Source organism: Sediminibacterium salmoneum NBRC 103935, from assembly GCF_000511175.1.
GTDB classification, from domain to species: Bacteria; Bacteroidota; Bacteroidia; order Chitinophagales; family Chitinophagaceae; genus Sediminibacterium; species Sediminibacterium salmoneum.
In genome coordinates, this window is record NZ_KI866530.1 from 1,957,082 (window position 1) to 1,971,713 (window position 14,632).

Here is a 14,632-nt window from a genome sequence, read left to right on the forward strand (position 1 = left end):
ACCGGCAATGAAATCATTGTAAAAAATCAATCAACCGGAACAAAATTTATCACTTTAGACGATAAAGAAAGAAGCCTGCATGAAGAAGATTTAATGATCTGCAATGCAGCTGAAAGCATGTGTATTGCTGGTGTTTTCGGAGGGAGCAAAAGTGGCGTAACCAATAATACTACTGCCATTTTCCTTGAAAGTGCCTGTTTCCATTCTACTACTATCCGCAAAACTTCTATGCGTCATGGTTTAAGAACCGATGCAGCCACCCGTTTCGAAAAAGGAATTGATATTTCGAATACCGTAAACGTGCTGAAGCGCGCGGCTTTGTTAATTAAAGAAGTGGCAGGTGGAACCATTTCCTGCGATTTAATTGATGTATATCCTGATCCCAAACCCAGAACTACGGTAACGATAAAAAATCATTACCTGAAAAAACTAAGTGGTAAAAATTATCACGCAGATAAAGTAAAGAGGATATTGACCGCATTGGGATTTGAAATTGCCAAGGAAAGCCTGGATGAATTAATGGTAGAAGTGCCATACAGCAAACCTGATATCAGTATTCCTGCAGATATAGTGGAAGAAATTTTACGTATAGACGGACTTGACAATGTGGAAATACCCACCATGATCAGCATCAGCCCTTCTGTTGAAAAACTGGGTATTAAGGAAAACCTAAAAGAAAAAATATCCGGCTTCCTGGTAGGCAAAGGATTCACTGAAATTCTGACCAACTCCATCACGAACAGTAAATATTTTGACGAGTCTGTATCTGCCTATACAGTTAAAATGATTAATAACTTAAGTGCAGAGCTCGATGTATTGCGTCCCTCTATGCTGGAGAGTGGTTTGGAAACCATTGCCTATAATGTGAACCGCAAAAACAGCGATTTACAATTATTTGAATTTGGAAAGACCTATGCGGTAGATGGAGAAGGCTTTAAAGAAACGGAACACTTCTGCTTATTTGCAACAGGTAACCATATTGATCAGGGATGGAGAAACCAGGCAGCGCCGGTAGATTTTTACAGAATGAAAGGACTGGTAACGGCCCTATTGCAATGGTGTGGATTAAGCAATATTTATTTTGAAGAGGCAACCGATGCATCATTGGTAAGCATTTTCGCAAACCAACAAAAGCTGGGAACATTACAAAGTGTTTCACCCGCTAAACTGAACCAGTTCGATTTAAAGCAATCCGTTTACTTTATAGACCTGCCATTTGATACCTTGCTTTCTGCCATTCAGAAAATAAAAGTAATGTACAAGGAAGTGAATAAATTCCCTGTTGTACAAAGAGATCTTGCCCTGGTAGTGAACAAACAAATTCGCTACGAACAGATTGAAAAAGCGGTACAGGCTTTAAAGATTTCCAAGCTAAAACAGATGAACCTGTTTGATGTTTTTGAAAGCGAAAAATTAGGTGCCGATAAAAAATCTATGGCAGTTAACTTCGTTTTCTCAGATGACAGTAAAACCCTTACTGATGCCGAAATTGACAGCATGATGAATAAGCTGATAAAGGGCTTTGAGAAGGAAATTAATGCGGAAATCAGAAAATAAAACCTAATTTTTGATCATGTCTTTGCTAAACCAACATATTGCCGAACTACAGGAAAAGTTGCAGACTTTACTGAAAGCCTATCGTCAGTTGGAGTTAGAGAATCAAAGGCTGGAAAAAGAGCTGACCGATTTAAGGCAATTGCAAATCAGCAATACCCATGCCCTGTCTGCATTGGAACAAAAACTGGCTGCTGCCAGAATCACCAGTGGCAACTGGGACCCTCAGGAAAAACTTAAATTGCAGAAACAGATAGACAGTTACCTTAAAGAAATTGATAAATGCCTGGCGTTGCTGCACGCTTAAAACTATGTCTGAATTAATCCCCGTAAATATTGTTGTTGCCGACCGGACTTACCGCCTGAAAATTGAAGCGGAAGACGAGGAAATGGTTCGTAAAACCGCACAAACCATCAATGAAAAAATACTGGAATTCAGAACCAGTTTTGCAGGCAAAGACATGCAGGACTACCTGGCCATGGTTTTATTGTGGTTTACTACCGAACAAAAAGAACATTCACAGCTGGCCTTACTGGCAGATGAAACGGCCAAACAGGTAAAAGAAATGGTACAATCCATTGATAATGCACTGAAAGAGAACGGATAATTTAGCTTTCTATTCAAAAATCTCCTATCTTCTTGTTATCTTCGTAGCAAGTCATTTACTTATTATATTAAAATGAGATTTGATTGCATTAATAGAATTGTGAACGTTTTAAACCCTTGCCAAAGACATGGATCCCATAATTTATGTAATTATATCAGCGGTAGTAGCCCTAGTAGTGGGTATTATAGCGGGTAAATTTATTTTCGCCAAAGACACTAAAAAACAGGTAGAAGAAGCCGAATTACAAGCACAAACCATCTTAAAAGAAGCTGAACTAAGAGCTGAAACCATTAAAAAGGAGAAGCAATTAGAAGCCAAAGAACGTTTTGTACAGTTAAAATCGGAGCATGAGCGTGAAGTAAACGACCGCAACCGAAAAATTGGGGAAGTTGAAAACCGCATAAAGCAGAAAGAGATTTCCATCAACCAGAAAGAAGCGAGCATTGAGAAACAGGTGAAGGAGAATGATGCCATTAAGGAAAATCTGAATCGTCAGATTGAGTTGGTGAACCAAAAACGCACTGAACTGGAGAAACACCAGGAAGAACATATTCGTCGCTTAGAAAAAGTAGCCGGATTAACCGCAGAAGATGCAAAAGCCCAGTTGATTGAGAGCCTGAAGCAGGAAGCTCATACGCAGGCTTTGGCCCTTCAGCAGGAAATTATTGAAGACGCCAAACAGAAGGCCAATAAGGAAGCCCGTAAGATTGTTATTCAATCTATTCAGCGTACAGCAGCTGAACAGACCATTGAAAATACCGTTACCGTATTTAACCTGGAAACCGATGAAATCAAGGGTCAGATCATTGGTAGAGAGGGTCGTAATATCCGCGCCATTGAAGCCGCTACCGGGGTTGATTTAATTGTGGACGATACACCGGAAGCCATTATCCTCAGCAGTTTTGATCCACTTAGAAGAGAAATTGCCCGATTGAGTTTACAGCGTCTGGTATCCGATGGACGTATACACCCGGCCAGAATTGAGGAAGTGGTTGAAAAGACCCGCCGCCAGCTGGAAGAGCAGGTAATGGAAATCGGGGAACGCACCGTAATTGAAATGGGTATCCATGGTTTGCACAAGGAATTAATTAGAATCGTAGGTAAAATGCGTTTCCGTTCTTCCTACGGCCAGAACCTGTTGATGCACAGCCGTGAAACAGCCAATTTATGTGGGATTATGGCTGCCGAACTGGGCATGAACCCCAAATTAGCCAAGAGAGCGGGTTTACTGCACGATATTGGTAAGGTTCCTGACGAAGAAACCGAACTAAGCCACGCGCTTTTAGGGGCAAAATTAGCCGAGAAATACGGGGAAAACCCGGCTGTGGTAAACGCGATTGGTGCGCACCACGACGAAATGGAAATGTTATACGTGATTTCTCCGATTGTTCAGGCCTGCGACGCCATCAGCGGTGCAAGACCCGGTGCCAGAAGGGAAATTATGCAGCAATACCTGCAAAGAATCAAGGATTTAGAGAACCTTGCCACTGCCTATCAGGGAGTAGAAAAAGCCTATGCAATTCAAGCTGGACGTGAGTTACGCGTGATTGTAGAAGCCGACAAAGTATCCGATGTAGACAGCGATAAGCTAAGCTTTGAAATTGCACAAAAAATTCAAACAGAAATGACCTATCCGGGTCAGATTAAGGTGACTGTAATCAGGGAAAAAAGAGCCGTAAACGTAGCCAGATAGAAATTTCTGGAAAATTTGCGTTTTTTAAAATATTCCCATTACCTTTGCCGTCCGATAAAAAATAATGTTATGCAGGCAGCAGTACAGTTTGTTCACGAACAATTAACCGCTAAGAAAGAGTTACCTAGCTTTAAAGCTGGAGATAATGTAACCGTAAACTATAAGATTGTAGAAGGTGGAAAAGAGCGTATCCAGTCTTTCCGCGGAGATGTTATTAAATTACAAGGTGTAGGAGCTACTGCTTCATTTACCGTACGTAAAATCTCTGATGGTGTAGGTGTTGAGCGTTTGTTCCCAATCCTTTCTCCAAATATTGAGTCAGTTATCTTGAACAAAAAAGGTAAAGTACGTCGTGCTAAGTTGTTTTACCTACGTGAAAGAAGCGGTAAGAGTGCACGTATTAAAGAAAAACGTTTTTAGTTTTCTAATAAATTACTTAAAAAAGCGCCCCGATACTTCGGAGCGCTTTTTTTATTGGCTGAAACGTATACATTTGTCTTAACTTTACAGCAATAAAAAATATACTATGGGAAGTTTAGGTTTTCAGGAATTACTCATCATTGGTGTTGTAATCCTAGTAATGTTTGGCGGAAGAAAAATTCCTGAATTCATGAGAGGTCTTGGAAAAGGAATCCGTGAGTTTAATGATGCCAAGAACAACGTGAAAAAAGAATTGGAAGAAGGCATTAAAGAAAAAGACAGTACACCAGCATAATGTTTGATTATACTTCAATCAAAGCATTTCATACAGCATTGCAAAACGGCCAAACCACCTGTGTGGAGGCCGTTCTTTTTTATACCAAGGCCATCGCCGAAAATGCACACTTGAATGCATTTTTAGAAGTGTATGAATCCGAAGCAATTGAAAGAGCAAAGCAGTTAGATGCAGCAGCAGCCAATGGTGCGCTGACAGGTCCATTACACGGCGTGGTAGTGGGGCTAAAAGATGTGATTGCCTATAAAGGTCATGCGCTTACTGCCAGCTCTAAAATGCTGGGCAATTTTCAATCTCTTTACAACGCAACTGCTACGCAAAAAATATTAGATGCCGGCGCCATCATCATTGGTCGCCAGAACTGTGATGAATTTGCGATGGGTAGCAGTAATGAAAATTCTGCCTTCGGTCCGGTACTGAATGCGGCTGATAATAAACGGGTATCCGGCGGTTCTTCCGGAGGATCTGCTGTTGCCGTACAGGCAGGTCTTTGTATGGTTAGCCTGGGCAGCGATACAGGTGGATCGGTTAGACAGCCGGCAGATTTCTGTGGTATTATCGGCTTAAAACCCAGCTATGGAAGGGTATCGCGATATGGGTTGATTGCCTATGCTTCCTCATTTGATCAGATTGGTATTTTTTCCAAGACAATTGAAGATGCAGCCCTTGTTTTAGAAGTGATTGCAGGACCAGATGAATTTGACAGCACGGTTGCACAGGAACCCGTAATGCCTTATAGTCAGGCTATTTTTAAAGGGGATATCGTGCCTGAAAACGCCAAAATATCAAATGAGTCATCGGTAGAAAAAATTAGTGACGCTACAAAAAAATTTAAACTGGCTTATTTTAAAGAAGCGCTGGAACATCCCTCTTTAGATAAAAATATTCAGGAACAAACCTTCGCATATTTTGAAAAGCTGAAGCAGGAAGGACATACTGTAACTGCCATCAATTTCAGCATGCTGGAATATGTGGTGCCTACTTATTATGTACTAACCACAGCAGAAGCTTCCAGTAACTTGTCCCGCTACGATGGCGTTCGGTACGGACATAGAACCGCTGAAACAGGAATTGATTTAACGGAAATGTACAAAGCTTCGCGCTCCGAAGGATTTGGCGAAGAAGTGAAAAGAAGAATTTTACTGGGCACATTTGTGTTGAGTGAAGGATTTTATGATGCGTATTTTACCAAAGCCCAACAGGTAAGACAATTATTAAAACAACAGACCAATAATATTTTTCAGGAATTTGATGCCATACTCTCTCCTACGGTTCCTTCTCCGGCATTTAAGATTGGTGAGAAAACAAATGACCCGATTGAAATGTTTCTGGGTGATATCTATACCGTATATGCCAACCTGGTAGGCATACCAGCCATCTCAGTTCCTTTGTTTACCCATACCAATGGCATGCCTTTTGGTTTACAGGTAATGACGCGTTCTTTTGATGAAATGGGTCTTATACAATTGAGTGCCCGATTGATGGAGCTAAAGTCATGAGAAAGAACAATTATAATCCAACTATAATAAAATTTATCAGCAAACACCGTGCTGTTTTATTTTTCGTTTTACACATTTTGATTGCCATATTTTTTACTGCGGACATATACGCACAGAAAGATAGTGCTACTGATAAGTTTGGTTTTAAATCTCTTTTTAAAACCCGTTTTGATCCCACTAAACCCTATGCCGTACAACTCAATCCCAGAGCGGTTTCCTTTGTTCAGGAATATATGAAAAGACATAGTAAATCTTTGGAGAAAATGAAACAATGGGGTAAACCCTATTTTGATTTATACGAGGGGGTACTTACACAATATGGTATTCCCAAGGAAATGAAATACCTGAGTGTGATTGAAAGTAATTTAGGTGCAGGGGTTGTATCCTGGGCGGGTGCTGCAGGGCCCTGGCAGATTATGGATTTTGAAGCCAAAAGATTTGGATTGAGTGTGCGCAATCCGGATGAACGAATGGATTACAACAAAAGCACCCATGTGGCTGCCAAAATCATGCGGGAACTGTATGCAGAATTCAAAGACTGGTTATTGGTGGTTGCAGGCTACAACGGAGGTGCAGGAAGGGTTAAGCAGGCGATTCGTAAAACAGGCAGCAGGGATTTCTGGCAATTACAATATCATTTGCCCGAAGAAACACGCAATCACGTAAAGAAATTTATTGCCACCCATTATGTTATGGAAGGCAGTGGTGGCTGGACTACCATGACAGCGGCAGAAACAAAGATTCACCAGGAAAATATCATGCTGCATGGTGATGCCCGTCAATTAAGTGCAGAAGAAATAAGTAACAGTACAGAGATAGAAGTGGCGGGAAGATACCAGGCATTGATTATTGCCAATGAATTGAATCTGGACATACAACAATTCAATCGCTGGAATCCGGGTTTTGAGAAAGCACTGGCAGCAGGTAAAACCTATCAGATGCGTTTACCCAAAGAAAAAGTTTCCTTGTTTGAAGCCAAGAAACAAGCTTTACTGGCAGCTTCACTAAGAGCCTTACTGCAGGCATATTAATTATTGCTAATTCACCGCCTTATCGGCACAACAACTGCTGGCAAAGGCTTCCGGCTTGGCTTTGAAGGCGAATCCCATTCCCAGGATATAGCCCATGGCTTCCCGCAATGCATCGTTGCTTTTAAACATTGGGTTGGTGTTGATGTCTGCATGCACTTCCATTTCAATCTGATACTCAATAAACAAATGACAAAGCTCATAGGCAATTTCAATGCTCTTGGCCACTTCGGTCAGCATCCTTTCCTTTAAATGAAATTTTTGCTTGGTCTTTTCATTGTGGATGTACATGAAGCCACCACTGTGTTCTCTTAAAAAAACAATAACAGTGGCAAACTCGGTGTCATCCCCTTTAACCTGGCTGTCTGTGCCAATACAAACTTTGAGTTTGGTGCCATTTTCGGTTTCCCTTTTAATGGCTTCTTCTACTGCCTCTTTAATGGGCAGGTGGATGTTTTCTCCATTGAATTTTCTCCAATGCATAAAATAGGGTTTTCTGAAGTTACCAAGGAAAACCGCTTATCCAGCCAATTCTGCATGAACTTATTATTAACAGTGGTGGATAAAGCCCCATATAATAACTTTGCCCCACCATGAAATTACTCCTCCAATATTTAAAGCCCTATAAATGGTTGATTGCATTAGCGCTCTTACTGGCAGCGATTAACCAGAGTTTCAGCATGCTGGATCCTTACTTCTTTGGAAAGTTATTAGACCAGTATGGCATGCACCCTTTGCAAAAGGGATACTTTAACGAACAAAAACAATTCATAGCTACAGGCACCAGAACAGAAGCAGAATTTATCTGGGGCGTCCTCGGATTTTTAGCCATCCTGATCAGTGTGGCGATGGTATCCAGAATTGCCAAAGCATTTCAGGATTATTGCAGCAATGTGATTGTTCAAAAATTCGGAGCAAAGATTTTCACAGATGGATTAAAACACTCCATGCAATTGCCTTACCAGGAATTCGAAGACCAGCGAAGCGGGGAAACACTTTCCATTCTGTCGAAAGTAAGAACCGATACAGAAAGATTCATCATTGCCTTTATCAATGTACTGTTCAGTATACTGGTTGGTATTGTTTTTATTTCTGTTTATTCATTTCGTTTGCATTGGAGTATCATGCCCATTTATGCTGTGGGCATTGTAATGTTGTCTATGCTAACCAGTTTTTTAAGCAAGCGAATCAAAGCCATTCAGAAAGACATTGTAAAAGAAACCACAACACTGGCTGGTACTACTACTGAAAGTTTACGCAATATTGAGCTGGTTAAAAGCCTGGGCTTGACAGAACAGGAAATAGGCAGGTTGAATAAAAACACCTACAAGATTCTGGGGTTGGAATTACGCAAAGTAAAAAGTATTCGTTCACTGAGTTTTGTGCAGGGCACTTTTGTAAACTTCCTGCGTCAGGTAATTATGTTTACCCTTTTATGGTTGGTGTTTCAGGGAAAACTGACTGCGGGTGAAGTAATGACCCTGACCTTTTATTCCTTTTTTATATTCGGCCCTTTACAGGAAATTGGAAATATTATTTTAAGCTATCGTGAAGCTGAAGCTTCGCTGAATAACTTTCATAATCTGATGCAAAAGCCATCAGAACCCCGACCAGCCAGTCCCACTCCTATTGGAGACATCAGTGACCTTGCCTTTCATGATATAAGATTTAAGCATCAGTCGGCGCAATTCAGCGCACTGGATGGCATTTCTTTTGATGTTAAAAAAGGAGAGACCATTGCATTCGTTGGACCCTCAGGTGCAGGTAAGAGTACATTGGTAAAACTGCTTGTTGGATTATACCATACCCAGGAAGGAAAAGTAACTTATAACGGTGTGGATGGTCATGCCATAGATATGGAAGAACTTCGCAATCAAATAGGTTTTGTAACCCAGGACACCCAATTATTTGCAGGCACCATCAAGGAGAACTTATTGTTCGTTGCGCCTGATGCCGATGATGCCGCTGTGATTGCAGCCCTGGAAAAAGCCAGTTGTGCTCCCCTCCTAGCCAAAGCCCAGAATGGGATTGATTCTATGATTGGCGAGGGCGGATTAAAGCTGAGCGGGGGCGAAAAACAACGCTTGTCCATTGCCCGCGCCCTGATCAGACAGCCCAAATTGCTGATTTTTGATGAAGCCACTTCCGCATTGGATAGTATTACCGAAGAAGAAATCACCAATACCATCCGGAGCATTTCTGCCTTAAAAGAGCAAATTACCATTATGATTGCCCACCGGTTAAGCACCATTATGCATGCAGACCGTATTTATGTGTTGGAAAAGGGAAAAGTAGTGGAAACTGGAAGCCATGCTGAACTTTTAGCAGAGAAAGGATTGTATTATGCCATGTGGAGGCAGCAAATCGGGGAAAGGAAGTAAAATCAGCAAATAAAAAACCAGCCGCTTTGATTGTTAATTCCCCCCCGGTTATTAAAAATCTTGGCGACTGGCATTTAATAGAATCGAAATAACGCAGGAAATAGGGGGCGAATAGGTAAAAAGGTTAAGGAATTGGTGATTAAATAGGTTATTTCCTATATTTTACATCAGAATTTTCCAAATAATCCTATTCTGATGCGAAAATTAATCTGCTCACTGATTATTTTTTTGGTAGCCCCAAGCGTTCATTCTCAGGAAATTGATAGTATTCTAACCACCCCTAAATCACCATTTTTTACCGATCTGATATCTAAGAGGGGTGAGATTCAGCCCTTGAATTCCCCTGACTATCCCTTTGTTAAACCCCAATCTCCCTGGTTAAAAACCCGCAAGTACCAGTTTTTTAAACTTGGGTCTGCTTTATATATACATTTTAATGGCTCTGGCTTACTGTACAGGCTTCAAAATCCAAATGATAGCCTTTTGCAGTTTAAACGAATAGATGATACTGAAAACTATAATTATAATATTGATGCTTTTGTTTTTACGCATAAAAAAGATATTTATAATATTGGGGGATATGGATTCTGGCAATCAACAGGGGTTCTTAGAAAATACAATACAAAAGACCTGGAATGGGATGCGGAACCCGTAAATCAAGAAATTCATTTGCCGTTTGCCAGTAAATTGGGTACCTCTGGACAACTCTCCTGGTTCAATACCCAAAAGCAGCAATTGTATATCCCCTATCAAACAATTATTAATGAAGGTGTAATAAAAGAACAGGATTTTGAGGTAAATAAGAAGGAAACTTATCGATTTAATTTAAAAACCAAAGAATGGGAAAAGTTAGGTAATATCAATAACGATTATTACAATCTGCTTCAAAATGCTAAATGGATTATTGGCACTGATTCCGGACAAATAATATGTTATAACCATAAAGCCTATCAAGTTCATTATGGTGAAAATGAAATTAAAATAAACGATGATCCAAGCTTTGTGCAGAGCTTAGAAAGGATTAACAGTTATAATCTTGCTTATTACCAAAATCAGCATATTTATTATTTAAATGGATTTAACTGGCAATACGACTCAGTAAACATCCCCTCATCCAACTTTAAAACTTCGGGGATGAAAATCTGGAAGAAAAAAGGAAGCGTCATTCCTTTTGTAGTTCCAATTGTTCTTCTCGCCGGAGCTGCCGCTGTAAGACGAAAGCAAAACAATGAGAAAAAAGCAGCAGAAAAAATAAGTGATGCAATTACAAAAACAGAATCTCCCTCTTTATCCATCGGACATGGTAAAATTTCGCCTACTATTCGTTTCAGTGAAACAGAAAAACAACTAATCAGGTTGCTTCTGGAAAAAAGTAAAAGGGAGGAAAACACCACTATTACAGAAATTAATTATGTATTAGGCATTAAAGACAAGAATGTTGGACTACAAAAAAAGGTAAGAAGTGAAGTAATGAATAGTATTAACGAGAAATTCAGCTTTCTTTACCCTAACCATAAACAGTTGATTGGCAATACAAGAAGCCAGGAAGACAAACGCTATTTTGAATACTATGTAGAAGAGCAACACTTTGGGCTCATTGAAACAGTATTAACAGATGAAGCCTTGCCTTAGTCCTTTTCAAATTTACTTTTAATGTATTCTATTACGGTAGGGTCTTCCAATCCCTCCATATCACTGAGTTCAAGTTCTAGTGCTCTTGTACTTAATTGTATTTCCCAAAGTGAAATGGCTAAAGAAGAGGAAAAACTTAAAAGACTAAATGCAAAAACCCAATGTGCCATTACCATCCATTCAATATAAATGAAATACATACAGATAATGCAGCTAAGAAAAGCTAAAACACCAAGAGCCTGCATCTGCTTGATTAGCTTAATTCTGAATCGCAGGTTTTTTATTTGACCATGAACATTGGCTTTGTTGTCTGTTTTTTCAAACTCATCATGCAAATTTCTTACCCGATTGGCTAAAGCAAGAAAGCGATTGGTATAAGCCAACATAATTAAGCTTATTGCAGGAAATAATAGCGCAGGTGTATTGATACTGATGTCCATATTGTTCAAGTTACAAATTTAAAAATTAAACATATTTAGTTATTCTAACTAACATATGTAAGTAAAGGGTTTTATATGCTGTTAGTGTAGTATGAATACTACACTCAACCGTCATTTCAACAAAAAAATCAGAAGCTGCATTGGTGTTATAAAATTTATCTTGCTAAAACTAAACGAAATAAAATTTCGTTTATGAATATAGTTAGCCCCCCCGGTTATGAAATGTTTTAAACTAGCTGTCTTATTGCTGTTAACAGTAAGTGTTAACGGTCAAATTTTTGAGCCTTTCACCCTCAACAGTACGGGTGGAAATTATGTATTTAGAGGCACCCCAACCATCCCCAATTTTAGCTTGATCTGGAGTGTAGGAGAATCTACCCTGATTGAAACATTCTCTGTGAATGGAGGCATGTACTTATTAACACAAGGGGTATTACAACCGTTTATTCCGGAAGATTTACAAACCGTACCCATTAAAGGATGGAACAAGGAGGAAGTTAAATACTATCCCAATCCAGTCAGCACACAATTGCAATTTGATTTATACAGCAGAGACACAGGAAGAGTAGTGCTTAGGGTATTAGACTTATTAGGTAATGTACATGGAGTAAGAGAATTCCAATACAACACATTACCAGTAAATCAAAAAATTGACTTTAGTAAATATGCATCAGGTCCTTATTATCTAATGCTTTCCTTATATAGCAATGGACAGTTAAAAAAACACGGTGTATTTAAATTGTTGAAACTACGGTAATTAAAATATTGAGTATGTGTAAGCGTTTATTAGTGCTTTTGATATTTGTTTTTGTAAGTGCAATGATGCGTATAGAAGCACAGCAACTGAATTACCAAGCTATCGCCAGAAATGCCAACGGGGTTGCTTTAACATTCAGAGATGTAGGCATACGTCTTTCCATCAGAGACGGATCTCAGACAGGGTCCATTGTTTATTCTGAAACAAGGAATGTAAGAACCAATCAATTCGGTCTGTTTACTGTTGTAATCGGCAGTCCGGGTGCCAGTAATGTATTGGGTAGCATGGCTTCTATCAACTGGATCAGCGGGAACAAATATTTACAGGTTGAAATAGATCCGGAAGGAGGCAACAATTATTTTCAGGCCGGCACGTCACAACTTCAGGCAGTGCCCTATGCGCTTTTTGCCAATGCAGCCTACCCTGTTGGTCCTGCGGGCGGAGACCTGTTGGGATCCAACTATCCCAATCCCATCATTGCCCCACTGGCAGTAACAACGGGAAAGATTGCCAACCAGGCTATAACAACACCAAAAATTGCTGACTTAAATGTAACTACTGCCAAACTCGCCGATCAGGCAATTACCAACCCAAAAATTCAGGATAATACCATTGCTAATATAAAACTGGTAAACAGCAGAGTTACACTAAACGGACTGGTATTGAATTTAGGTGATGCACAGGATTTTGCAATTGGCACTACTGGAACAGACGTTAATATTTTATCTGCAGGCAAAACACATACATTTAATTTTCCGGATGCGTCCATAGCTAACAGAGGTTTAATAACACCGAATGCACAAACCATTGGAGGGAATAAAACTTTCAACAACAATATAACCGCCGCCAGTTTTATCAAAGCAGGAGGCATAGCTGCACAGTTTTTAAAAGCGGATGGTTCAGTGGATAACAACACTTATTTAACTGCCAATCAGCCCATTATTGTAACAGCAACCGGAGATGCCACAGGAGTATCTACCAGTAGCGGAACAGCTCCTGTTTTACCTTTAACCCTGGCTACAGTAAACAGTGCTGTAGGAACTTTTGGGAATAATATAATGGTTCCATCTATTACGGTTAATAACAAAGGACTAGTGACAGATGTAATTGCAAATCCAATTCCAACTGCAACCGCAACAACCACTGGATTACTAACTGTAGGTGATTGGAATACTTTTAACAACAAACAAAACGCAATACCATTAGGTACATCAACCCAATACTTTCGCGGTGATTTAACATTGGGGAATTTTACAACTGATGTGAGAAATCAGTTAAGTGCCGGAACAAATATTACGTATGCAAATGGGAATATAGGATTGACCAATAATAGCGTTACATTGAATACCCTTCCATTGGCATTAGGGGGATCACAGAGCTTTGCAACAGGTAATACCGGAACAGACTTTAATATCAGTTCTGCAGGAACTGTTCACAGCTTCAACATTCCAACAGCCTCAGCAACAAATAGAGGTTTATTAAGCCCGGGTGATTTTTCTAATTTCAATGCTGCATTTACCAGCAGAATTACAGGAGTTACAACAACAGGTTCAAGTGGTCCTGCAACGCTAAGTGGGAATGTGTTGAATATTCCGAATTACACATTGGCTGGATTAGGGGGCGAGCCAAATATTATCACTGGAAATAGTTTACAATACTGGAGAGGAGATAAAACCTGGCAAACCTTGAATACAACTGTAGTACCAGAAGGAACGCAACAATATTTTACTGATGCAAGAGCAAGAACTGCAATCAGCTTAACTACTTTAGGGACTACTGGTGTTGCATCTTATGATAATAATACCGGGGTCCTTAATATCCCAAATTATTCTGCTACAGGAATTGGAGCTGAACCAACTATTACAGCTGGAACAACACTACAATACTGGAGAGGTGATAAAAGCTGGCAAACATTAAATACCACAGTAGTTCCAGAAGGAACTCAACAATATTTCAGCAATGCCAGGGCAAGAAATGCAATAAGTCTTACTAATCTTGGTTCAAGTGGCATAGCCACTTTTGACAATACAACAGGAATTATTAATGTACCATCTTATACTGCTGCAGGATTAGGGGCAGAACCATCAATTAGTTCTGGTACTGCATTACAATATTGGAGAGGAGATAAAAGTTGGCAAACATTAACATCTGATGTTACAACTGAAGGGACTTCAAATTTATATTTTACGTCAGCAAGAGCAAGAGCTGCATTATCCCTTACAACATCTGGGAATAGTGGATCAGCATTATACAATAGTGGCACAGGTGTTTTAAATATCCCTACTTATACACTCTCAGGATTAGGTGGTGAACCCAGTATTACTA

The 14,632-nt window shown here is 39.8% G+C and carries 14 protein-coding genes; 12 read left to right on the top strand and 2 right to left on the bottom strand.

Annotation, left to right across the window (positions count from 1 at the left end):
* The 8 genes from pheT to P767_RS16575 form a co-directional block, all read left to right on the top strand.
* A partial coding sequence (gene pheT / locus P767_RS16570; protein WP_037352576.1) for a phenylalanine--tRNA ligase subunit beta occupies window positions 1–1,557 on the top strand: 1,557 nt, incomplete at its 5' end.
* 16 nt (window positions 1,558–1,573) lie between these two features.
* Complete coding sequence (locus P767_RS0109105; protein ID WP_026764255.1) at window positions 1,574–1,861, top strand: hypothetical protein; 288 nt, start codon at window positions 1,574–1,576, stop codon at window positions 1,859–1,861.
* A gap of 4 nt (window positions 1,862–1,865) precedes the next feature.
* Window positions 1,866–2,162, top strand: a complete 297-nt coding sequence (locus P767_RS0109110) for a cell division protein ZapA (RefSeq protein ID WP_026751022.1) — start codon at window positions 1,866–1,868, stop codon at window positions 2,160–2,162.
* 127 nt (window positions 2,163–2,289) lie between these two features.
* Window positions 2,290–3,855, top strand: a complete 1,566-nt coding sequence (rny, locus tag P767_RS0109115; protein WP_026764256.1) for a ribonuclease Y — start codon at window positions 2,290–2,292, stop codon at window positions 3,853–3,855.
* Window positions 3,856–3,924: 69 nt separating this feature from the next.
* Entirely contained in the window at window positions 3,925–4,275 is a 351-nt protein-coding gene (rplS, locus tag P767_RS0109120) for a 50S ribosomal protein L19 (protein ID WP_026764257.1), read from the top strand.
* Between the two features lie 106 nt (window positions 4,276–4,381).
* Window positions 4,382–4,570, top strand: coding sequence for a Sec-independent protein translocase subunit TatA/TatB (locus P767_RS0109125; protein WP_026751019.1), 189 nt, complete (start codon window positions 4,382–4,384; stop codon window positions 4,568–4,570).
* Window positions 4,570–6,069, top strand: a complete 1,500-nt coding sequence (gene gatA / locus P767_RS0109130; protein ID WP_026764258.1) for an Asp-tRNA(Asn)/Glu-tRNA(Gln) amidotransferase subunit GatA — start codon at window positions 4,570–4,572, stop codon at window positions 6,067–6,069. The genes P767_RS0109125 and gatA overlap by 1 nt, the downstream gene beginning before the upstream one ends.
* Window positions 6,066–7,100: a lytic transglycosylase domain-containing protein gene (locus P767_RS16575; protein WP_051417259.1), complete on the top strand. Its 1,035-nt coding sequence runs from the start codon at window positions 6,066–6,068 to the stop codon at window positions 7,098–7,100. The genes gatA and P767_RS16575 overlap by 4 nt, the downstream gene beginning before the upstream one ends.
* A 6-nt stretch (window positions 7,101–7,106) precedes the next feature.
* Here P767_RS16575 and P767_RS0109140 read toward each other — a convergent pair whose 3' ends face one another.
* A complete protein-coding gene (locus tag P767_RS0109140) occupies window positions 7,107–7,580 on the bottom strand; it encodes a ribonuclease H-like YkuK family protein (RefSeq protein WP_026764259.1) in 474 nt (157 codons plus the stop codon).
* 110 nt (window positions 7,581–7,690) lie between these two features.
* Between P767_RS0109140 and P767_RS0109150 the strand changes: the two genes are divergently transcribed.
* Window positions 7,691–9,478: an ABC transporter ATP-binding protein gene (locus tag P767_RS0109150; protein ID WP_026764260.1), complete on the top strand. Its 1,788-nt coding sequence runs from the start codon at window positions 7,691–7,693 to the stop codon at window positions 9,476–9,478.
* Window positions 9,479–9,673: 195 nt separating this feature from the next.
* Window positions 9,674–11,110: a hypothetical protein gene (locus tag P767_RS0109155; RefSeq protein WP_026764261.1), complete on the top strand. Its 1,437-nt coding sequence runs from the start codon at window positions 9,674–9,676 to the stop codon at window positions 11,108–11,110.
* Here P767_RS0109155 and P767_RS0109160 read toward each other — a convergent pair.
* A complete protein-coding gene (locus P767_RS0109160) occupies window positions 11,107–11,550 on the bottom strand; it encodes a DUF2721 domain-containing protein (RefSeq protein ID WP_026764262.1) in 444 nt (147 codons plus the stop codon). The two genes, P767_RS0109155 and P767_RS0109160, sit on opposite strands and share 4 nt — an antisense overlap.
* Before the next feature lie 217 nt (window positions 11,551–11,767).
* Here P767_RS0109160 and P767_RS0109165 point away from each other — a divergent pair, with 217 nt between their 5' ends.
* Window positions 11,768–12,307 (top strand): T9SS type A sorting domain-containing protein, encoded by a 540-nt coding sequence (locus P767_RS0109165; protein WP_037351709.1) that lies wholly within the window; start codon window positions 11,768–11,770, stop codon window positions 12,305–12,307.
* A 14-nt stretch (window positions 12,308–12,321) separates the two neighbouring features.
* On the top strand, window positions 12,322–14,632 hold a 2,311-nt coding region (locus P767_RS18505), incomplete at its 3' end, for a beta strand repeat-containing protein (protein WP_216593229.1).